At 47.0% G+C, this 21,461-nt stretch carries 22 protein-coding genes; 4 read left to right on the forward strand and 18 right to left on the reverse strand.

Annotation, left to right across the window (positions count from 1 at the left end; genetic code table 11):
- Nucleotide 1 precedes the first annotated feature (1 nt).
- The 12 genes from flgK to FJ444_RS01650 all read right to left on the reverse strand — a co-directional run bounded on the left by flgK (nt 2) and on the right by FJ444_RS01650 (nt 11,456).
- Nucleotides 2-2,134, reverse strand: a complete 2,133-nt coding sequence (gene flgK / locus FJ444_RS01595) for a flagellar hook-associated protein FlgK (protein ID WP_140956154.1) — start codon at nt 2,132-2,134, stop codon at nt 2-4.
- A 26-nt stretch (nt 2,135-2,160) separates the two neighbouring features.
- The gene (flgJ, locus tag FJ444_RS01600; protein ID WP_140956155.1) at nt 2,161-3,114 is read right to left on the reverse strand and encodes a flagellar assembly peptidoglycan hydrolase FlgJ; all 954 of its coding nucleotides are present in this window, start codon (nt 3,112-3,114) and stop codon (nt 2,161-2,163) included.
- The gene (locus FJ444_RS01605) at nt 3,114-4,223 is read right to left on the reverse strand and encodes a flagellar basal body P-ring protein FlgI (RefSeq protein WP_140956156.1); all 1,110 of its coding nucleotides are present in this window, start codon (nt 4,221-4,223) and stop codon (nt 3,114-3,116) included. Before FJ444_RS01605 ends, flgJ begins: the two co-directional genes overlap by 1 nt.
- Nucleotides 4,224-4,232: 9 nt before the next feature.
- Nucleotides 4,233-4,916, reverse strand: coding sequence for a flagellar basal body L-ring protein FlgH (gene flgH / locus FJ444_RS01610; RefSeq protein WP_140956157.1), 684 nt, complete (start codon nt 4,914-4,916; stop codon nt 4,233-4,235).
- A gap of 18 nt (nt 4,917-4,934) precedes the next feature.
- Complete coding sequence (gene flgG, locus FJ444_RS01615; protein WP_140956158.1) at nt 4,935-5,723, reverse strand: flagellar basal-body rod protein FlgG; 789 nt, start codon at nt 5,721-5,723, stop codon at nt 4,935-4,937.
- A gap of 41 nt (nt 5,724-5,764) precedes the next feature.
- Nucleotides 5,765-6,508, reverse strand: coding sequence for a flagellar basal-body rod protein FlgF (flgF, locus tag FJ444_RS01620; RefSeq protein ID WP_140956159.1), 744 nt, complete (start codon nt 6,506-6,508; stop codon nt 5,765-5,767).
- Nucleotides 6,509-6,633: 125 nt separating this feature from the next.
- Entirely contained in the window at nt 6,634-8,019 is a 1,386-nt protein-coding gene (gene flgE / locus FJ444_RS01625) for a flagellar hook protein FlgE (protein WP_140956160.1), read from the reverse strand.
- A 15-nt stretch (nt 8,020-8,034) separates the two neighbouring features.
- Nucleotides 8,035-8,715 (reverse strand): flagellar hook assembly protein FlgD, encoded by a 681-nt coding sequence (locus FJ444_RS01630; RefSeq protein ID WP_140956453.1) that lies wholly within the window; start codon nt 8,713-8,715, stop codon nt 8,035-8,037.
- A 35-nt stretch (nt 8,716-8,750) separates the two neighbouring features.
- Entirely contained in the window at nt 8,751-9,173 is a 423-nt protein-coding gene (gene flgC / locus FJ444_RS01635) for a flagellar basal body rod protein FlgC (RefSeq protein WP_140956161.1), read from the reverse strand.
- Nucleotides 9,170-9,574 carry a flagellar basal body rod protein FlgB gene (flgB, locus tag FJ444_RS01640; protein WP_140956162.1) on the reverse strand — a complete coding sequence of 135 codons (405 nt, stop codon included), beginning with the start codon at nt 9,572-9,574 and terminating at the stop codon, nt 9,170-9,172. The genes flgC and flgB overlap by 4 nt, the downstream gene beginning before the upstream one ends.
- A gap of 101 nt (nt 9,575-9,675) precedes the next feature.
- Nucleotides 9,676-10,509 carry a protein-glutamate O-methyltransferase CheR gene (locus FJ444_RS01645; RefSeq protein ID WP_140956163.1) on the reverse strand — a complete coding sequence of 278 codons (834 nt, stop codon included), beginning with the start codon at nt 10,507-10,509 and terminating at the stop codon, nt 9,676-9,678.
- 20 nt (nt 10,510-10,529) lie between these two features.
- Nucleotides 10,530-11,456: a chemotaxis protein CheV gene (locus FJ444_RS01650; RefSeq protein ID WP_140956164.1), complete on the reverse strand. Its 927-nt coding sequence runs from the start codon at nt 11,454-11,456 to the stop codon at nt 10,530-10,532.
- 191 nt (nt 11,457-11,647) lie between these two features.
- On the opposite strand from FJ444_RS01650, the gene flgA reads away from it, so the two are divergent.
- The 3 genes from flgA to flgN all read left to right on the forward strand — a co-directional run bounded on the left by flgA (nt 11,648) and on the right by flgN (nt 13,219).
- Nucleotides 11,648-12,334, forward strand: a complete 687-nt coding sequence (flgA, locus tag FJ444_RS01655) for a flagellar basal body P-ring formation chaperone FlgA (protein WP_181405023.1) — start codon at nt 11,648-11,650, stop codon at nt 12,332-12,334.
- A 102-nt stretch (nt 12,335-12,436) separates the two neighbouring features.
- Nucleotides 12,437-12,775: a flagellar biosynthesis anti-sigma factor FlgM gene (gene flgM, locus FJ444_RS01660; RefSeq protein WP_140956166.1), complete on the forward strand. Its 339-nt coding sequence runs from the start codon at nt 12,437-12,439 to the stop codon at nt 12,773-12,775.
- 12 nt (nt 12,776-12,787) lie between these two features.
- Nucleotides 12,788-13,219, forward strand: coding sequence for a flagellar export chaperone FlgN (gene flgN / locus FJ444_RS01665; protein ID WP_140956167.1), 432 nt, complete (start codon nt 12,788-12,790; stop codon nt 13,217-13,219).
- Nucleotides 13,220-13,246: 27 nt separating this feature from the next.
- Here the strand turns inward: flgN and FJ444_RS01670 are convergent, their stop codons facing one another.
- Together FJ444_RS01670 and FJ444_RS01675 are read right to left on the reverse strand one after the other, a co-directional pair.
- Nucleotides 13,247-15,064 carry a DUF885 family protein gene (locus FJ444_RS01670; RefSeq protein ID WP_140956168.1) on the reverse strand — a complete coding sequence of 606 codons (1,818 nt, stop codon included), beginning with the start codon at nt 15,062-15,064 and terminating at the stop codon, nt 13,247-13,249.
- Nucleotides 15,065-15,187: 123 nt separating this feature from the next.
- A complete protein-coding gene (locus FJ444_RS01675; protein ID WP_370298001.1) occupies nt 15,188-15,685 on the reverse strand; it encodes an LPP20 family lipoprotein in 498 nt (165 codons plus the stop codon).
- A gap of 220 nt (nt 15,686-15,905) precedes the next feature.
- On the opposite strand from FJ444_RS01675, the gene FJ444_RS01680 reads away from it, so the two are divergent.
- On the forward strand, nt 15,906-17,087 hold the full coding sequence (locus tag FJ444_RS01680) for a flagellar assembly protein T N-terminal domain-containing protein (protein ID WP_181405024.1): 1,182 nt from the start codon (nt 15,906-15,908) through the stop codon (nt 17,085-17,087).
- Between the two features lie 30 nt (nt 17,088-17,117).
- Here the strand turns inward: FJ444_RS01680 and FJ444_RS01685 are convergent, their stop codons facing one another.
- From FJ444_RS01685 to FJ444_RS01700, 4 genes are all read right to left on the reverse strand, one after another.
- Entirely contained in the window at nt 17,118-17,540 is a 423-nt protein-coding gene (locus FJ444_RS01685) for a group 1 truncated hemoglobin (RefSeq protein ID WP_181405025.1), read from the reverse strand.
- Nucleotides 17,534-18,322 (reverse strand): DUF3034 family protein, encoded by a 789-nt coding sequence (locus FJ444_RS01690; protein ID WP_140956170.1) that lies wholly within the window; start codon nt 18,320-18,322, stop codon nt 17,534-17,536. Before FJ444_RS01690 ends, FJ444_RS01685 begins: the two co-directional genes overlap by 7 nt.
- A gap of 65 nt (nt 18,323-18,387) precedes the next feature.
- Nucleotides 18,388-20,703 carry an EAL domain-containing protein gene (locus FJ444_RS01695; protein WP_140956171.1) on the reverse strand — a complete coding sequence of 772 codons (2,316 nt, stop codon included), beginning with the start codon at nt 20,701-20,703 and terminating at the stop codon, nt 18,388-18,390.
- Nucleotides 20,700-21,344: a methylamine utilization protein gene (locus FJ444_RS01700; protein WP_181405026.1), complete on the reverse strand. Its 645-nt coding sequence runs from the start codon at nt 21,342-21,344 to the stop codon at nt 20,700-20,702. Before FJ444_RS01700 ends, FJ444_RS01695 begins: the two co-directional genes overlap by 4 nt.
- Nucleotides 21,345-21,461 lie beyond the last annotated feature (117 nt).

The following is a 21,461-nucleotide window of genomic DNA, read 5'->3' on the forward strand; positions in this document are numbered from 1 at the left end:
ACTACCTAACCGACGATAAAATGGTGTTAAACAATTCCTGTGCGGTAGACAGGATCCTGGCGGCAGCCGCATACGACTGCTGATATCTCACCAGATTTGCCGCTTCCTCATCCAAACTCACGCCCGACACAGAATCGAACCATTCAGATGACTGTACCTTCATCGCTTCCGCAGCTTGTAAAGCAATACTCGCCGACGACGCTTCCTCTCCGATTCGGCTCACCAGTGTCGAATAGCTCTCATGCAATGTGCGTGGCTGACTAACACTGTTAGTACTTAATTTGGTCAAGCCCTGCTTTTGTAAGCCCGCAAGAGCCAGCGCATTGGTATTGTCGTAGCTGCCGTCAGTATTGTAGCTGATGGTAAAGCTGTCGCCTGCAACCGGTTTACCCTGCAAGCTAAAATCATACCCCGGGTAGTCATTCAGCGCAGAAAACGACGCCGGCCACGCCGGAGAACCTGTCGCTTCGGCTTGTGCTAGTAAGTTGGTGTAATCAGTTACGCCACTGACACTGGTGATCACATTTGCTGGTGATTCACCATCCAGCACATTAAAACTGGTTTCCGAGGTAAATACGATTTGTAGTGGCGCCCCCACTGTTGCACTGGGCGAACCGGCCAGACCGTGTATACCACCTGAGCCATCAAACGCTGAGGCATCAGCACCTAACGACGCATCCACTTCAGTGTTTGTCACTTTAGTGGCAACCACCTGGGCATCACCCAGATTACTGTTGCTCACGTCCACCCGAATCGGGCTGGCAAACGCCAAATCTTCCGGGCGCGTAGTAGCCATCTCAATATCACTGGCACTGTATTTAACCGGCTGGAATAAAAATTCATTGCCAACGCTATAACCCGATGCAGACTGGAATTCAATTTCAATCCCGCCGGGTAATTCAGTAAATCCACTGGTTACGGCAATCCCCGTGTAAGTGACAGGCTGGTTATTTTCATCTTTTTTAGGACTGCCATCGGCATTGAGCAGTTCTACCGATACTTGTGACGGTACCCCGCCAGACACAGCCGTTACCGTAACCCGGATATCCGCGTCCGTTACAGCACTGCCCTGCCCCGGCGTAAATTGCCCCGCTACTTTAAGCGTATCGGGTGTCCCCGAATACGGTAGCCCGGTTAATTCCGGTAATGTAAAAATGTCACCGCCAAGTTGGAAATCTAAATCCATGCCCAACCGGTTCTGGCTATTCACCGCGTCGGCAAAGGCTACCGCCAGTTGGCCAATATCCCGCTGTGCCGGGCCTAATACTTCATCCCGGTAGCGGAACAAGCCACCCAGCGAGCCGCCTAAATCATCTTCGGTGATACGAATATTAGTATTGGCTTTTGCGCCATCGAACGTGGTTGCCAATTGCAGTTGTTTGTACATCACATCAGCGCTATCGGTGAGTTCAAACAAGTTAAAGCTGCCATCTTCTAATACCAACGATTCGCCACTGCTAAGATTCACTAGCAGTGAACCATTGGCGTTGCGGCTTTCGCGGATCTCGATAGACATTAATCCTGCTAGTTCGTTAATGGCATTATCGCGTTCGTTTAGCAGTGCAGTGGGCTCGCCACCGGTGTGATTGCCTTTTACAACCAGAATGGCTTTGTTCAGATCGCCAATGGTTTTGATCAGGTTATTTGAGCGGTTAACCATACTCTGAAATTCAAGGTTGAGTTCATCTTCCTTGTAATTCATAAAATCAGCAATGGAGCTCATACGGCGGAGCATGGAACTCCCCTGGCTCAACACCAGGTCGCGCGATGCCAGATTAGTTGGATCGTCAGCGGCAGTTTGCACGGAGGCAAAAAATTCACTCAAGCCGGTGGATAAAGAATTGGCTTCATTAGCCAGCAAATTATCAATGGCTTCTGTTTTGTTATAAAACGTTTCCCACTCGCCAACCTGAGTAATATCGCGACGCATTTGATTTTGTGCGAACACGTCGATCACGCGCTCGGTGGTGGCTTTACCTACCCCACCCAATATTTCATTAGTGAATACCGTACGCTCGCGAACATAGCCTTCTGAATTTACGTTGGCAATGTTGTTACTGGTGGTCGCCAACAGGCGGCTGCTGGCGTTAACGCCACTGGTTGCAATGGAATACAGATCAACATTGCTACTCATTATTCAGCCCCCCCGATTATGTGTGTTCATGGTAAATAGCCCTTGAACTGCTCACTGTTCAGCACCGACATAATCTTGTCGGCATACTGGGGATCGGTAGCGTAACCGGCCTGTTGCAGCGCATTAAAATACGCTTTTGGATCAGCCGCCTGCTCCACCGCGCCCTGATAGCGCTGTTGATTTCGAATAAAATCAACGTAGTCAGTTAATCCCTGCTCCAGCGATTCGTAGCTGCGGAAGGCCGCTTTCTGCTGACGCGCAACAGTGCCGTCGAACTCCACCGTATCTACCGTAGCCGCATTACCTTTCCACTGGCTGTTGGCTTTAATGCCAAACAAATTATTGGTGCTATTGCCTTTGCCGTCGTGGATCACGTACTGACCCCATCCGGTCTCAACCGCGGCCTGGGCAATTAACGCTTCCGGTGTTACACCAATCTTTTCGGCAGCCTGTGATGCCACGGGATACAATGCCTGAACAAAAGCAGCAGGATTGTCAAATGCGGCGGTTTTAAATGCTTGCTGTACTGATTCTTCTGACACAGATTCAGCCAACGCCTGAGCGTCGGCTACCTGCGAACGGTTACGCCAGTTTAGCGAGGCTAGATTGCCGTCGTTTCGCAACACACTGGATGGCATATACTGCCCTTTCTCAGGCTGACCGAGTTGCTGCACAATTAATTTAGCCAGCCCCATGCCACCACCACTGGCCATATCTGCAGCCATTTGCTGATCGTGCATGTCGCGGTAAAACTTCATTTGCTCAGAGTTAAAGGGGCTGTCTTCGTCAGCCATCGCATCCTGCGCTTTGCGCATAGACTTGAGCATCATTTGCACAAAGATAGCTTCAAATTGCTGCGCGGCCTCTTTCAGTGCGTCTTTGTCGTCGCTATACACCGCTTCTTTTAAGCGGTTGATACTCGACATATCATGCACGTTACGGGCGCTTTCCAGCGTAGTTTTGCTATTCAACAGGTCCATTAGATCACCACTAGCTCACCTTGCAAAGCTCCGGCCTGACGCAAGGCTTCAAGAATAGCCATCAAGTCGCCAGGTGCTGCGCCGACTTCGTTCACTGCGCGCACTAACTGGTCCAGTGTTACACCAGGTTCAAACTTAAACATACGGCTGTCTGCCATATTAACGTCAATGATGGACTGGGTAGTGACCACAGTTTCACCTTCGGCTAACGCATTAGGTTGAGAAACCTGCTGGTTTTCACTGATCGTGACGGTAAGACCACCATGGGTAATAGCGGCAGGCAACAGGCGCACATCCCGGCCAATTACAATGGTGCCAGTACGGCTGTTTACCACTACACGGGCAGGCGCATCTGCCGGGGTAAATTCGAAGTTTTCCAGGGTTGCCAAAAAGCCGACTCGCTGACCCGGATCCCGCGGCGCAGTCACACGGACAGAAGCCGCGTCTAATGGCTCAGCAATCGCATAGCCTTTCTCAGGCTGCGCGCCAAAACGCTGGTTAATGGTATCGGCCAGTGCTTTGGAGGTAGAAAAATCAGGATAATGTAGATTCAGCGTTAAACTGTCGCCAGAGGCAAATCCACTTGGTACGGAACGCTCTACCAATGCCCCATTGGCAATACGACCAACGGTTGGTGTATTAACGATAATACGCGAGCCATCCCCCCCCTGAGCGCCAAAACCACTGACTACCAGACTTCCTTGTGCAACCGCATAAATATTGCCATCAACCCCTTTAAGGAAGGTTTGTAGCAGTGTGCCGCCCTGTAAACTACTGGCTTCACCAATCGATGACACAGTAACGTCAATAGTTTGACCCGGCTTGATAAATGGCGGCAAATCAGCATGAACAGCCACTGCCGCTACGTTTTTAATTTTGGGTTTGGTGTTGGGATCAAGGCTAATACCAAAGTTACTTAGCATGGTACGGAAGCTTTGCTCGGTAAACGGGCTTTGCTCGCCCGTGCCAGGCAAACCCACTACCAGGCCGTAACCAATTAACTGGTTGCTTCGCACGCCCTGAATACTGGCTACATCTTTAATGCGCTGAGCAAATGCCTGATTGCTAATCAGCATACTACCAAGCAAAACATACATAAAAATTCGCATAGGACCTCCTTACATCGGCCACCATTCAGAGGAGAAGAACTTGGTTAACCAGCCCTTTTCCTGTGAACGGGCGAAACTACCGGTACCACTGTACTGGATGCGCGCATTGGCAATTTTGGTAGACACTATTTCATTTGCAGGAGAAATGTCAGAAGGACGAATGATGCCGGTCAAACGAATGTATTCGTCGCCGTGATTCAACGTGAGCCACTTTTCACCGCGGATCACCAGATTCTGATTTGCCAGCACGTCAACAACCGTGACAGAAATACTGCCATTCAGACTATTGCTCTGGTTCGCCTGAGCATCACCAGTGAAATCATTGGATGAAGTAATCCCTAACTGAATCGACTCAGGACCAATGTTAATGGCATTACCGCCAAGCCCGGTGATAGGCTGTAAATCAACCCCAGTGGCTTTCGACGACGTTGTTCCGGCTGACTTAGATGCAGCTGTATTTTCACTAAGAGTGACGGTAATAATGTCACCTACCCGCCGGGCAGTGACATCAGAATACAGACTGTTGGCCATGTAAGGGCGAAACAAGCCACCGTCTTCAACAATGTGCTCGCGCGGAATATCCGGGATCACAGGCGCAAACGACGGGTCGTTTGCCTGCACATAGTCAGGGCCTGTGCTGGCACAGCCAGTGGTAATCAATCCCGCAATCGCAATGAACATTAGGCGCTGCATAACCGTCTCACTTATTTGTTATAGCTGTTGAATGACCTGTCCAAGCATCTGATCCACCGATGAGATCACCTTGGAGTTCATTTCGTATAACCGCTGACTTTCAATCAGGTTTACCAGCTCTTCTGTTACGTTCACGTTGGAGGTTTCCAGCGTGCCCTGCACAATGGTACCTAACCCCTGTAAACCGGGTACGCCTTGAATTGGCGCGCCTGATACTGCTGTTTCGACATACAGGTTCTGGCCAGTAGGCATCAGGCCAGTCGGATTAACAAAATCAGATACAGTAAGCTGTCCCAATACCTGTGGCTCCGCCTGTCCACGAACCGATGCCGACACTTCGCCGTCCTGTGAAATAGTAATTTGCTGTGCATCTTCCGGAATGGTGATTTCAGGCTGTAACAGGAAACCTGCTCCAGGAGTAACAATTTGCCCTTGATCGTTTAACGTAAACTGACCGTTGCGGGTATACGCAATACTGCCGTCAGGTTGCAGAATTTCGAAAAATCCGCGCCCTTGAATCGACATATCCAACGCGTTGTCGGTTGTTAACAAGTTCCCTTGTGTATGGGCTTTTTGTGTTGCCACTACTTTTGAACCTGCGCCCACCATCAGGCCTGATGGCAATTCTGTATCGGCCGACGAGCGACCGCCCGGCTGATTAATGTTCTGATACAACAGGTCTTCAAATATCGCCCGGTCTTTCTTAAAGCCAACGGTAGACGCGTTAGCCAGGTTGTTCGACACCACGGACACGTCGGTTTGCGCCGCGTCGAGTCCGGTTTTACTGATCCAAAGTGCAGGATGCATATGATTTCTCCTCTGCCTTGTTTCTGTTGATACCGATTGGATTAGATGATGCGCAGCAACATGTTGCCGCGAGTATCCAGGGCGTCAGCTTTCTTCATCATTTTGACTTGCAGCTCGTAATGACGCTGCAAACTCAGCATATTGACCATCTCATCAATCGCGTTCACATTCGATCCTTCCAGCATGCCGGTGCGAATTGACACCGTTTCATCGGCCGCAGCCGTTGTGCCGTCCTTCATGCGGAATAATCCGTCGTTACCTCGTTCCATATCGCGGTATTCCGGTTTAACCAGCTTGAGTCTGCCTACTTCTTCAAGTACCGATTCCGGTGCGCCTTGTGGACGTATCGAAATGGTGCCGTCGGCGGCAATATTCAGGTTATCCAGTGGCACGGGCAAAAATATCGGTCCGGCATCCCCCATCACTACATTGCCATGCACATCTTCGAGCACACCATCGGCACCCAACTGAAAATTACCATCGCGGCTATAGGCTTCTTTGCCCTGCTGATCCTGAATGGCAAACCATCCGTCGCCCTGTACGGCAACATCCAGCTGTCTGCCAGTTTGAATCATTGGGCCACTTTCATAGTTGTTGGTGGGGCTTTCGGTAATGGCAAACACCCGGGTCGGCAAACCTTCGCCGTATACCGGCATAGATCGGGCCTGTTCGAGCTGCGCTTTGAAACCGGTGGTCTGCGCGTTTGCCAGGTTGTTGGCGCGCAAAGACGTTGCAATCAGGTCCTGATTGGCCCCGCTGCTGGCGATATAGAGTAATTTATCCATGACTGCCTTTTGACGCTTTTAATACACTTAGCAGTGAATGTGCAAAGGCGATGCCAAAAGTGCCAAAATAAAACAGCTAAAAGAAAAGGGCTGCCTGGGCAGCCCTTTTACGATAAGAGAAATGCTTATCGGATGTTCAGAATGGTCTGGTTTAACTGGTTATTTACTTCCAGTGAACGAGAGTTTGCCTGAAAGTTACGTTGCGCAATAATCAGGTCAATCAGTTCCGTTGTCAGGTTAACGTTAGCCTGCTCCAGAGCCGAAGAGTTGATCTCACCAAAGGTACCGGTTGTTGCTTCACCTGCAAGTGCCTCACCTGACAGAATACTCTCTTTCCACTGGGTATTACTTTCCTGCGTCAGGCCTTGTTCGTTTGAGAAGCGTACCAAGGCTACGCGCACGATAGGCTCAGACGTCCCGTTTGAGAAAGTTGCGCGAACCAAACCATCCGGGCCGATATCAATACCGGTTAAACGACCAACTGGCAGACCGTCCTGCTCGAGTGAAGTTACCTCAAAGGCAGACGCGAACTGAGTAGGTTCATTTGGCGTAGCGCCGTTAGGATCCAGGTTAAAATCAATCGCAATTTGCTGCGTTGGATCAGAGCCGTTCGCCAAAATTGTTCCGCCCAATGCTTCGGTTACAATTTTAAAATCAGACTGCGCCACCCCATCTGGCGATTCAATGCCAGTAAATTCACCGCCCTGGCTGAAAATGAGTTTTGCTGCTGTTACGCCGTTACCGGTATTGGTGCCTGCAGAATTGACGGCGGTCGTAGGGTCTGAATCCGTGCCGTCAGAGTTCACCAAGTCAACCAGCGTGTCGTCTACCGAGGCAACTACATACCATTCGTTGTCGCTACCTACTGCATTGTCTTTAATGAAATAATAGGTCATAACATGGCTGTCACCCAGCGAGTCATAAACAGTTACCGAGGTAGCGGCGTTATAGGTTAATGGGTCTTCCGGGTCGAAGCTGGCTGGATCCAGCGCGCCTTCACCTGCTGGCAGGTTCATGCGAATATCAACTTCACCGGTTTGCTGTGGATTACCTGATGAATCAGGAATACGCACAGGAACCGTTGTACTTAACGCCACTGAAGCGCTGGTACCATCGGAGTTAACCGGAAAACCAACCAGATTATCGCCCGCACTGTTTACCACAAAGTTGTCGGCGTCGAGTTTAAACTGACCGGCACGGGTAAACGAAAAATCGCGTGAGGTAATTTCTGGTACTGTGGCAAAAAAGCCGTTGCCGGTGATCGCTAAATCCAATGCGGTATTAGTGAACTGTAAACTACCCTGGGTAAACTGCTGCGCAACTTCCTGGGTTAATACACCGTCACCTACTTTTGTTTTACCGCCCGCCAATAATGATGTCGCATATACGTCACCAAACTCAGCACGCGATTCCTTAAAACCTACCGTGTTGACGTTGGCAATGTTATTGGCGGTGGTGTCCAAATCTTTTTGTGCGGCAGATACGCCACTTAATGCAATATTAAAAGACATGAGTTTTCTCTCCTACTAACTGCCGATTTGAATGACGTCTTTAAGATTAATGCTGACATCACCTGCTAAATTTAGAATAATGCCCTGACTGCTGCTTGCCAGGCTCACACTGCTAACGTGTCGGTTGATAGCGGTGGAAATAGCCACCCCTTCACCATTAGCTTCACCAGATGCACTAACAATGTATTCGCCAGCCGGCATAATATTGCCGCGGCTGTCAGTGCCATCCCAACTGAACTGGATGTTACCTGCCGCTTGCGTGCCGGCATTGATTACCCTTACCACTTCGCCGTTTGGACTGGTAATGGTAATTTCCATGTTCTGAACAGTTTGATCGTTTACCACTACACCGCTGACACCTGCGCCATCAGTAGCCATGTAGCCAATGTTGCTTTCTACCAGTACGTTCTGACCAATCAGCCCAGACGCCTGTAACGCCTGATTTGACGTCATTGAAGTGGCAAAAGTCTCAAACTTTTCGTTGAGTTTGTTGATGCCATCCGCAGTAGTGAACTGGGTCATTTGCGACACCATCTGATCATTGTCTACCGGCTTGGTAGGATCCTGGTTCGCTAACTGCTCGGTCAGCAAGGCGAAAAAGTCTTCCTGACTCAGTGCTTGCTCAGAACCATCGACTACCGGAACCGTCTCGTCCTGCCAGTACAGGTTGTCGGTTAAGCCTGTTGTGGTGTTGATTATACTCACAATAGTATCCTCTTAATGGCCAGCCATTACTGGCCCTGGCCAAGCATCATTACGCGACGGAAGATGCGTTTGGCGGTATCAGCTACCTGAATGTTGGTTTCGTAGGCTTTTGACGCAGACATCATATCGGCCATCTCTTCCACAATGTTCACATTGGGCTTGTAGATATAGCCATTTTCATCTGCCAATGGGTTGTTAGGCGCATACTCAACGTTAAGTGGTTTGTTGCTTTCTACCACGCCCAGCACTTTTACTTCGGTGCCTTTCATCTGGTCGTTTGAGGCGCGTTGCAGTTCAGCGGCAAAAACAGCATGACGTGCGCGGTAAGTTTCACCTGCACTACTGCTCACGGTATTGGCGTTAGCTATGTTGCTGGCAGTGGTATTCAGGCGAACACTTTCTGCATGCATACCCGATTCAGAAATTGACATAACATCAAATAAACTCATTGCCCTTGTCCTCCGCTAATCGCTTTTTTCATACCTTTAATTTTGCCATCCAGAAACTGAATGCTGGCCTGATAGCGCATCGATGCGTCTAAGAATTCATTACGCTCGCGCTGCACTTCCACCGTATTGCCGTCACCCGTATCCGGTTGAGAAGGAATGCGGAAACCAATTTCCGCTGACGAGGTCATGCCGCCGCTGATATGTTTTTCATGAGTACGTGTCATTTTTTGACCGCTTGCATACTGCGCCGAAGCCATAGCTTGTTGAAAGTTTATGCCTCGGGCCTTATAGCCAGGGGTGTTGGCGTTTGCCAGGTTACCGGCGCTCACTTCCATTATGTCGTTGCGAATATTCAACGCCTGTTGATGGAAGCCTGTGAGTTTGTCTAGATTAATTGCCATGAGCACTACTCCTAATACTTAGTCACAACTAAGCAAAGGGAGTGCCAATAGAATGAAAATTGGATATTTATTTAAGGAATAAAGCTAAATCAATTAGTTAACTAATCTTTCTTAGCGTAATACAACCCAGGGTTGCATTTTATCATGCGGTAACTCTCTGCCGCAGAGGCAACTGACTCTGACGCGCCAAGGAAGAGAATGCCGCTTGGTTGGAGTTGAGCGGCAATTTGTTGCAGTATTTTTTGCTTGATGTCGGTAGAAAAATAAATCAACACATTGCGGCAAAATACAATGTCAAACTTACCCAGCATGGAATAGCTGTGTAGCAGGTTCAGACTGCGGAAACTCACCATACGACGAACCTCGGCATTAACTTGCATCATGCCGCTTTCGTGCTGCGAAAAATAGCGCTGGCGGCGTTCTGCCGATAATCCGCGCGATAGTGACAGCTCATCGTACAAACCCTGCTCACATTTCTTAAGCATGTTGCTGGACAAATCCGTTGCCACTATTTCAACACTAAGGCTCTTTGCCGCAGGACTTTTGCGCTGGTATTCCAGTACAGACATCCCAATAGAATAAGGCTCCTGCCCTGAAGAACATGCCGCACTCCAGATACGCAATCTACGTTGCCGGGTGGCAAGATCGGGCAAAATTTGGTTGATGAGCAATTCAAATGGATAGGTATCGCGAAACCACAATGTTTCATTTGTGGTCATAGCGTCGATGACTTGTTGCAATAAGGCGCGGTTGTGGCCGGAAATCGCGATTCCCAGTAATTCGTCCATACTGGCCAGTTGATGCTCGTACAACAACCCGGCCAGGCGACTTCTTACCAAATACTGCTTATTATCGCCCAGCACAATACCACATTGCTGCTCAAGAAAATCCCTGAACCTGCGGTACCCTTCAGGTGATACATCCTTATTAACCAATCGGTTAGTACTCCGTTCGCTTATTCAGTGGGGCCAAGCCATTTTTGAACAGCTGTCGCCAGTTCATCCGGGTGGAACTTGGCGATAAAATCATCTGCACCGACTTTCTTAACCATCGCCTGGTTAAATACGCCACTCAATGACGTGTGGAGCACAACATGTAATTTTTGTAACTCAGGGGTATTCTTGATTTCAGCGGTCAGTGTGTAGCCATCCATTTCAGGCATTTCGATATCCGATACCAGCACACCCACTTTGTCTGTCACATCGCCGGTTTCAGCTGCAATCTCTTTCAACCGGTTCAATGCCTCAAGGCCGTTTTTAGCCATCTCAATTTCAAGCCCTAACGTTGTGAGGGCTCGCTTCACCTGATTTCTTGCCACCGATGAATCATCGGCGATAAATATTATTTTATCTTTGTGGGCATCGGTATTCAGTTTACTGGCAACTTCGGCACTCACCTCAGTATTGAGCGGCGAAATTTCATTGAGGATCTTTTCTACGTCCAGAATCTCAACCAATTCTTTATCTACTTCGGTCACCGCGGTCAAATAACTCGCTCTGCCAGTGCCTTGAGGCGGCGGCATAATCGCATCCCAATTGGTATTGATGATGCGTTCAACCGCACCAACCAGGAACCCCTGCACTGAACGGTTATACTCAGCAATGACAATGAATGCCGTTTTTAAATCTTCAATACGGCGACCACCGGTTGCCATACTTAAATCAATCACTGAAATGGTTTGTCCGCGAATATGTGCCACGCCTCGAACCAAAGGATTGAGCTTTGGCATTGAGGTGAGCGCAGGGCATTGCAACACTTCCCGGACTTTAAACACATTAATCCCGAATCGTTGCCGGCCATTAAGACGGAACAGCAACAATTCCAGTCGGTTTTGTCCGACCAACTGCGTGCGCTGATTTACCGAATCCATAATTCCAGACATACATCACCTCAGTGTTAAATATGGGCACAAACCTTGCTGCCCTGCTGTTATTCACGATGGTGTCAATTAAACGTCACTGTGACTCATTCATCGCAAAACTTGCTGATTTACTTTAATAATAGTCAAAATGAAAACATCTGAACATGAAAAAAATTAAAAGATTTTTTACACACCTTAAGAGCGCGTTCATCTTGACCACAGCTATCACAATAGCTCACTTTCCGGTAATTGCCCAACAAAACCCCCAGTCTCAGCATGAAAAAATTAGCGAGGGCGTGGCGCAGTTTATTGACTCTCAAATTAAGATTAATCAAACAGATGATTTTGCTGATAACCTGCAAATTGACGTTACCCCGGTTGACAGTCGCATTACCATACCCGACTGCAACCGGCCATTTGAGTTTGACGTAGATCCTGCAACGCTCTCGCAAAGTTACTTAACAGTGCGAGTAAGCTGCAACGACAACAACTGGTATTTGTTTACCACGGCCAGGATAACCCGAACCCGCACTATTGTAGTTACCGCCAGCATGGTAAGCCCTGGGACGGTTATTTCCTCTGACAATGCGATTCTGGCCGAGATTGACATCAAGCAGTTACGGCATACGCCCTACACGGCACTGGAGGATGTTTCAGGTGCCAGACTGAAATACCGGGTTCGTGAAGGCCAGCCTATTCAAAGTAATATGCTGTGTTTTGTATGTAAAGGCGATAGAATTACCATTACCGCCAGAGCGTCGGGAATGGCAGTAAAAACCTCAGGGGTGGCACTACAGGACGGCGTAATTGGCGATTCAATTCGGGTTGAAAACAGCAGTTCCGGCAAAACAATTGTTGCAGAAGTCGCCAGCACTCAGGAAGTTGTGGTAAATTTATGATACGCTTGTGCCAGGCACGCAATTTAGTTGTAATTAGATCTAAAGAATTTCTGCCTGAGGCCGATATATATACTGAGGTTTCAAAGGTAGTGGGAATTAATTATGGCAATTAATAATGTAAACAATGGGTTACCTAAAGCCCCTATTGACAACAAAGTCAATACGCAGCAGCTAACCCAACAGAATCAGTCTGCAGCGAAACAAGCTGCTACTGCACAGGCTCAGGCGACTGCCGCTCCTCGTCAGGATTCGGTGTCGTTGACGCAGTCTGCGCAGCAGCTTACTCAGGTGCAGAAAAAGAGCGCGGATGCGCCGGTAAATCAGGAAAAGGTCGACAAACTGAAGAAAGCCATTCAAAGTGGTGAATATAAAGTTGATCCACAATCATTGGCGCAGAAAATCGCCCGGTTGGAATCTGAAATTTTTGGACTGAAATCCTAATTAAAGGTAACAATGGCAACCTCAATCTCTGAACAGCTTAATTTGCAGATCGATCAGTTAACATCCCTAAAAACGATGTTAGAAAAAGAACTGCATTTAATTAGCAGCAGAGATGCCGAGTCGCTCATGACTTTACTCAAAGACAAAGAGCAGCTCCTCACAGATATCCAACTCCTTGATGAAACCCTAAACCCAAAGTTAAAGGCGCTTCAAAACGAAGCGCCTTTGTCGTCTGAAGTAAGTGACCTGGTTGAACAGGCCAAAACACTGCTAAGTGAATGCCAGTATTGTACAGAAGTTAACCAGGTAGCCGTAGAGCAAGGTCAGTTAAGGCTAGCACATTTACGCAACCTGATGATGGAAGTGCGCGCCAAAGAATCGCTGACTTACGACAAAGCCGGTAAAAAGAAAGGCGGCTTTTCCGGTAAGGGCGTGAGCGCCTGAATTAACAGGCACTCGATATTACTTCCGTTATTTCAACTGTTTATCAATCCACTCTTGCACATTAGCTTCCAGTACGTTAAGCGGTATTGAACCCGACCCAAGCACTACGTCGTGAAATGCGCGAATATCAAATTTGTCGCCTAACGCGTTTTCAGCCTGATCGCGTAATGCCAATAGTTTTAACTGTCCGATTTTATACGCTAACGCCTGCCCGGGCATGGTGATGTAACGGTCAATTTCGTTAATGATGTCTTCTTTGCTTTTGGCGGCATTTTGCGTGAAGTAGTCGATGGCTTGCTGACGTGACCAGCCTTTGTAGTGAATGCCAGTATCAACTACCAGACGCACTGCGCGCCACATATCATAAGTGAGTTGCCCGAAACGAGAATAAGGATCCTGATATAAGCCCATCTCATAACCTAAACGCTCGCTATAAAGCCCCCACCCCTCTATAAATACCGTAAAGCCCTGCAACCGGCGGAACATGGGCAATTCGCCGAGCTCCATTTGTAACGCAATTTGCAGGTGATGTCCCGGTACCGCCTCGTGCACACTCAGTACTTCCATTTCATACTTTGGCCGTGTGCCGGGTTCGTGAAGATTGACGAAGTAATATCCCGCTCTCAGGCCGTCTGCTGAAGGCGGTTGGTAATAAGCCGTGGTAGTATCTGGCGCAATCGCATCAGGTATAGCCTTTAAGCCGTATGGCATTCGCGGCAACTTACCGAACAACTTTACCAGTTCAGGATCAAGCCGTTTACTCACTGCCAGATAAGCGTCGAATAACGCTTCTGGCGTGTCGTAATAGAACTGGGGATCCGTTCGCAGGAACGTAATGAATTGATCAAAACTGCCATCAAATCCCACTTCTTTCATGATTTCAAGCATGGCCGCACGGTTTTTGGCCACTTCCTGCAAACCTATTTGATGGATCGCGTCAGGGGTTAGATCCGTTGTCGTGTAATACTTCACCAGGTGTTCATAGTATTCGCGACCTTTGGGAATCTCCGACAAACCATCGGTGTCGCGGCACGCAGGCAAATAAGACTGATTAAAGAAATCAGTAAACGCTGTATAAGCCGGGATGACCTGATCAGCAATTACCGTTTTTGCGTGGTTTTGTAACCGTTGCTTGTCCTGCTCACTAAACGCCTCAGGCAATTGCTTGAAGGCTTTATAAAATAAGCTCTCCTCGGCGTTTTCCACCAGTTGCTTTTCCAGCTGACCAGATACTCTGGATAACGTCTTTCTTGGCGGCAAAACGCCTGTGTCGATACCCAATTGCATTAATACCGTTGTTTGTTCAATAACAGTAGGCAGAGCCTCCAGTCGTTTTAGCCAGCGCTCATAATCAGCCACCGTATCCAGAGGGACATAGTTGGCAAAATTATCCAGAGTTTGCACTCCACCTCGTTGATTAACCTGCATGAGATAAGACTGGTACTGGTGTTCATCAATGGCCATTTCCAGTTGCCATCTGAACAAATCGAAATTTAACTGCTGTGCTTTAGATAAGCTTGCTTTGTTTATTGCCAACAATTCTGCCAGGGCATTTTGATCGTCTGTATGTCGCTGATTGATCGCGTCAAGGCTCAAATCACTCCACTGAGCGTGCAGCGTATCGTCGCCTAATCGGTAGTAGCTGGCCATTTCTGGATTCTGCGAAATAAAGCGTTGCCACTCTTTCTCTAAAAATTGAGTAAGCTGACTGTCGGTGCTGGATACAGCGATTGCTGACACACTGTTGCTGGCGGGTTGATTGGTTGTTGATGTGGTATTACTGCAAGCGACAAGGCTACAGCAACTTGCGATCGCAAGAGGGATCGCCAGAAGCGAAGTTTTCATAGTTATTCCGTCGTAATGGGTGGCCCGTTTTACAATGGCCTTTTTATAATCAGAAAGAATACCAATTACTATAGCAAGCGAATACCGTTGCGCGCATAGCAGAACAGAATGTTTGCTACCGACTTAATAATAACGCACGTTTTTCACACGCTGAGGACGGGCAGTAGATAAATAGATGTTATACACCTGCTGCATATCCAGCTGCAGCTCCGTTGCATAGGTATCCTCGCCTACCGGATAAGCCTTCACTACCTTGGCACCGCGGATCACACCTTCTACCGATGCTTGCAACTGAGCATTGTTTATCACCATGTTTGCCAGAGACTGTTTGCCGTTTATGCGTTGCCCGTATACCTGCTCAGCAAGTTCACGGTACGCATCAAGCTTGGAAGCCTTCATCGCCATGATATTCTTTTCAGAATCATTCGCGCCCATTTGCGATCCAATTGGCGCATAACCGACTGCGGTAAGTACCGGATATTCCGTTGGTTCAACAGTTTCCCATTCTACGTGCTTATCGAACAATGACGTACAGCCAGTAACAATAAACAAGGTAATAGTTACTGCTACCAGTCGTGCTAATTGCGCTAGCCGGGTGAGTTTAACTGAACAATTCATCATGCGTTGCACCGTGTCATAACCACTGTAATGCAATTAAACAGGCAATATTCGTGCCCGTGTAAAATACGGAACGAAAAATGCTTCGAGATAGTATTCACGACATGATTGACGTTACTATTGCCGTGTTGTCCGATACCAGGCATAACGCCGAACCCCGGGGAATCGCCGGAAAAACGGGCACACAACAATAGCAGTAAAAACGCTGACACCGAGTATGAATATGGGTAACAAACTAAAGTATGCGCCTATCAGCACAGCTTATCAATCGGCGCTATTCTGCCTGCTAATTTGCCTGACAGGGCAATCTTATGCCGCCTGGTTTGAAACACAGGGACAGGCTGCTGTGATAAATGGTAATAAGGTGCAAGCCAAACAGGACGCCACTCAGGAAGCGCTGCGACAGGCAATGTTGTTTGCCGGCGCATCGGTAACCAGTGTCCAGCAACTCACCAATGGCCTGCTCAACAGTGAGCGGCTGGAAATATCGGCATCCAGTGAAGTAAAGGAGCTCCAATTAGTGTCGGAAACCTGGCACGATAACTATGTTACTGTGCGAATTAGAGCAGACATATTTCCCGCTGAACAACAGTGCGACTCCGCCAGTTACATGAAAACCATTGCGACCAGCTATTTTCCGGTGATGGAGCGCCAACATACTCAGGACGGCCAGATTCAGGAAATTGGTGAGCAATTCGCGCGACAACTTCAACAAGTATTCGACAACGATGCGCAATATGGTGTGATTAATGCGCTCGAGCCTTATACCATTCGCTGGCAAACTCGCCAGGTAAGGGCACAGGCAACGGCGCTGGCTGCTCAAACTCGCTCACAATTTGTACTTACCGGGGTGATTGAAGATATCAGCGTACATCGCCCAGAGCATTCCACTCTGGCATTTTGGGAAGACAACACCCCTACCCGTAGCTTTCGTTTCAGAACCGAATTGATAGACGGTGTAAATGGCGCGCCCATATTCGCTAAAACCTACAGTATGTCTGCTGAATGGGAGTTCGACAAATTTGCCCAGTTAGATGCCAGTAACCACGCGTTCTGGCAAAGTGCCTTTGGCAAAGCGCTGCACGATCAGGTGTTACAGATACAAAGTGATATTGATTTGTCGCTTGCCTGTGTGCCTGCAACTGGTCGGGTTATTCAGGTTGTTGCCAATAACGAATTGTCCGTATCGCTGGGCAGGCAACATGGGGTAATGGTGGGTGACGAACTGGCGTTGTATCAGATCCAGGAAATCAATAACCCACGGGGTGATACCTTCCTTCAATACCGTATACATCCGGTTTCGGTAACGGTAGTTGAAGCCTACGCTAACAGTTCACTGGTGAAAGCCAGCGACGACAGTTTTCTTGCCAATATTCAGCCAAACGATTTTGTTGTCAAACGTTAATCGGGGTAACTCAAGAAACGCGCATGGTTGTTATTTGTATAGCATTTGTTTCCTGGTGAAGGTCATTCTGCTAATTAACTGATTCTGCAATCTATGAGGAACATTGGCTTTGTCCATAGCAGTAATAAACAAATCGACAGTAAGATTAAATTGCGCTTCTGTAATGTGCATGCCCCCATGTACTTGCTCCATAGAATCACCTGTATAATCACAAGGACCATCGGCGAATACACAAAGTTGCTGTGCAAATTTTTCTGTAAAACGGTCGATATTGGTGTCAGCGAAAAAAGGGAGTATTTCATTATTAAATTCAATTTCACGAACAAAGTTTTTTACTACTTCATCTATTTTCGCCTGCCCGCCCAGTTGAACATACAATGTTTCAGAACGACTAACGCAGCCAGTCACAAAGAGCAATCCACAAACTGCAATAAATAATAGACCTTTCACCATAACTGGCCTCCAACTGATAGATAAAGACCTTTTTGGGCCGGTACACCAGCAATACTGCCTAAATCAGCCCAAGCCATCGTAAAATTAACCCGCTTTGACGGAATGTAGGTAATAAAGACATCTATCCAATCATCTTCCCCTACGCCAAGATTATCGGGCTTTTGACGGTATTCCATGCCTGCCGCAAAATGACGGGAAAACAAGACCCCAGCACTGGCTTCAAGCATAAGTTCGTAATCATCATTTGTTGCACCACCAAAGCCCAACAAACCAAGCTGATTGGCTTTGGTAAGACGCCCTGAAACATTCCATACCAGATTGTACCCAGCTACTACTCCGAGATGTACCTTAGTAGCCGCAACATAGAAATCTGTTCCTTTGGTATCGTCGCTGCCTAACAATTGAGCAACAGCAGTATCCTCGAGATCTTTGTACTGTAATCCGATACTAATTTGCGGCCAGTCTGAGTAAATAACGTCGCCGTAAAGCCGCACTTTCGCACCATAGATGGATTGAGTAATCTCCCCACCCAATGAAGTAAGGCCAAACACTTGTCGCGCCACACTGAATTCCGCGCGATCAAATAAAGAGATATTTGCTCCAATTACGTTTAGTCTGTAATCCGGTAAGCTGACCTGAGTGATGAATGCACTTGCTGAAATCTGATCGCGAGTATCGTATCCTGATAGCGTTGCCCAAGGAACTATTCCGCCCCCACCACTTCCCTCAATTGTATTTAGGCCTGCTGTTCCGATAAGCTTGCCATCACCGGCAACTGCCATACTACTCACGAAAAGTAATATTATCCCCACTAGTTTTATACACCGCACGCGAAGCTCCAAACTCACTAAAAGTATTCAGTCCTATCTAACCATTCGACTAATTCTGATAAAGGTAACGGGCGGGTAATGAAATACCCCTGAGCAGTGTCACAACCCCATTCAGTTAAAATGTTCATTGTCTGAGCATCTTCGACGCCTTCAGCAACTACTTTCAAATCAAATATGTTAGACAAACTCAATATTGTATGAACTATTTGCTGATCTTCACTATCTGCACTTAAGTTCAACACAAAACTCTTATCAATTTTTATATCAGTAACCGGCAAATGCTTAAGGTAAGCCAAAGACGAGTAACCTGTGCCAAAATCATCTATAGCTATACTAAAGCCCTTATTCCTGAGAAAAGTCAGGTTATCGATAGCCAGATTGGCATCAGCAACTAAATCGCTTTCTGTGATTTCAAGGGTGATATCACGTGTAGACAAACTATTTTCATGCAATAACTGAATCAGCTTTTCCAACAGCGGTCTGTTTTGTATATCCTGCATGGAGAGGTTAATAGCGGGCTGTAAAGAAATGTTATTTCCTTTGAGAAACAAGACATCGCGAATTACCTGACTAAATACCCAGTCTGTAACTTTTTCAATGAATCCAGCTTGTTCTGCAATACAAATGAATTCGTCTGGTGGTACAAATCCCAATGTTTTACTATTCCATCGAATCAGTGCTTCCAGACCGTTAACTTTACCGTTATGTAAATCAACCTTGGGTTGATAAACCAATGACAATTCATCCTGCTGGGTCTGCAACACCTTTTTGAGTTCGGTAATAATATTGAGACGCCGTAAATAACGCTGTTCAACGTCATTGTTAAAGTATAAACACCACGCTGCTCCCTGCTCCCCCTCATCGAGAAGAATATTCATCTTTCTGAGAAGATCTTGTGTACTGGTTGCATCCTCAGGGCAATTAATGATTGTAAAGATAATCTTAACTGACATGACCACCTGGTTGGTAATGACGGGTAATTCCAGGCTCGCATGAAATGATTCAATCTGCTCCTGTGTGAGCGGCTCATTGGCAAACCAAACCAATTCGCCTCCGGACAATCTGGCAGCAGTTCCAGACCATTCTTTTATCCTCTCCGCAATGGTTACGATACAAGCATCGCCATTTGAATAACCATACAAATCATTAATTGTTCTAAAGTCGCGAATATTAATACCGATTACTTGCAGTTTTTTTCCTGAATTAAGTTGTTGCTCAATCAGCGTTTCCATATACCCCCGATTGTACAAACCGGTAAGTAAATCCTGTCGGGATTGCGTCAGAATGCTCTCCTGTCGTTGCTGAATACTGTCTTTCATTCTTACAAACGCCACAGACAACGCATTTATTTCCCTAAGCTTCCCATGGGTACGAAAACTTTTATCGTAGTTTCCATTGGCAAGTTGATTAGCTGCATCAACCAGGCTGGCCACTGGTTTACTCACTCGATGAGCCATAAACATAGATACCAATAGTGAACCTGCAATTGCCATAAGAGAGATAACCAGAATACTAAACTGAAGCGCTGAAAAATTGTCGAAATGATTCGAAACATCAACGGCAAGAGTAATCGTTACTTCTTTACTTATAGTGTCAGGCAAGGCTATTTGTCTTATCAAATACGGCGCACTTCTGAAAAACGTCACGTCAAACCAGTTGAGTGTTTGCTGATTTGCGGCAATTACACGCTCTGCTTTGTAACGTGGCAAGCTGCTGTGTAACACAACTGGATTAGAACTGCTTTGAGAGTGTAAAGAAACGATGATATCTGCTTGGATGATTGACTTCACATCGCGTAAAAACGCATCGCCATTTAAAAAACCAATTCCGGCGATAGCAATTGGATTGGGAGCATAAATCGGTAACATAATGACCTGATAAAGGCCGTCGTTTACAATCAGTGCGTCGTCCGCTCCCCCGTTTTCGAGTACAGACCGTACAATTTCAGGAAAGGGAAATGCGGTGTCTTTAGCAAAAATCGCGGGTTGGCTTTCTATAACTTGCCCGGATAAATCCAGGATTGCCATGAAGTCAGCGTCTATTCGCTGACTGTGGTTTTCTAACACACTTTGAATAGTCGGAATATCGCCTGTTGCGACAGCTTGTTTGAACCCAAAGTCATCTGTTAATACACGGGCAGAGTTTAGCAATTGATTGCTACGTTCAGCCATAAGCTGCTCCAACACCGTATTGGCTACATCAATATTCTTTGAAACCTGGTCTAATGCAGCTTTAGACGTAATCGTCCACACATTGGCCATGATCAATAATGCGGTAATAAATACGCCGAAAAACAAAAGCTGAAAAAGTGATTGCCGGAGAGAGATCGTCATTGCCGATTAAACTTACCACTGCCGAAAGTGTTCTTGTTTAAAGCAGAAGAAGACACCCGACTGAAGGTTAATTCGTAATCTCGATTAGTATCAAACTTAGCAGGCATTCGCTGTAAGTGATTGATAGAAAACTCAGGATGCCAAACCGAAAATTCTCCATCAGCAATTTCAATTTCGGCAATACCTTGGGCATTTGTTGTCCACACTCTGCCATTCTCTTTTACGTATATATAGCCAAGCATTGAGTCATGGATATTGCAACCTAAAACGACGATGCCTGGTTTGTCGAATAAAATTGGCGGGACGTTGTCATTTGCATACAGCTTAATTTCAAACGGCTTTGGTTCTGAAAAACTGTATACATGATGCCGAATGTTATCACTATTAGGAAAAGTAACTGTGGTCCCCTGATCAACAATTAAAATTTCCGGGGAAAACTGTTTATTCATTTGATCCATTACAGCAGAAAAGCCAACTGTACTTTTGTCTGAGACAGGTAATAAATCCCTTGAGCTAATCACAGCGTTAGCAAATGGTCTTCCCTGCTCATCAATGACGCGCACCGTGGCAGCAAAACTATACTGAATATGAAAACACCAGTTAAACACAATCAAACAAATGATAAGAGAGTTTCTGCTCATAGAAATCGGCATATATGTGTCTTCTATTTTTCTTTTCAGGTGTTTTGTGAAAAGTAGACTTGTTGTGGTTAACGAGAATAGCAATTTTAGATTGGGTTCTGCAAACTAATGTGCAAA

The organism is Aestuariibacter sp. GS-14, from assembly GCF_006494365.1.
Lineage (GTDB): Bacteria > Pseudomonadota > Gammaproteobacteria > Enterobacterales > Alteromonadaceae > Alteromonas > Alteromonas mangrovi.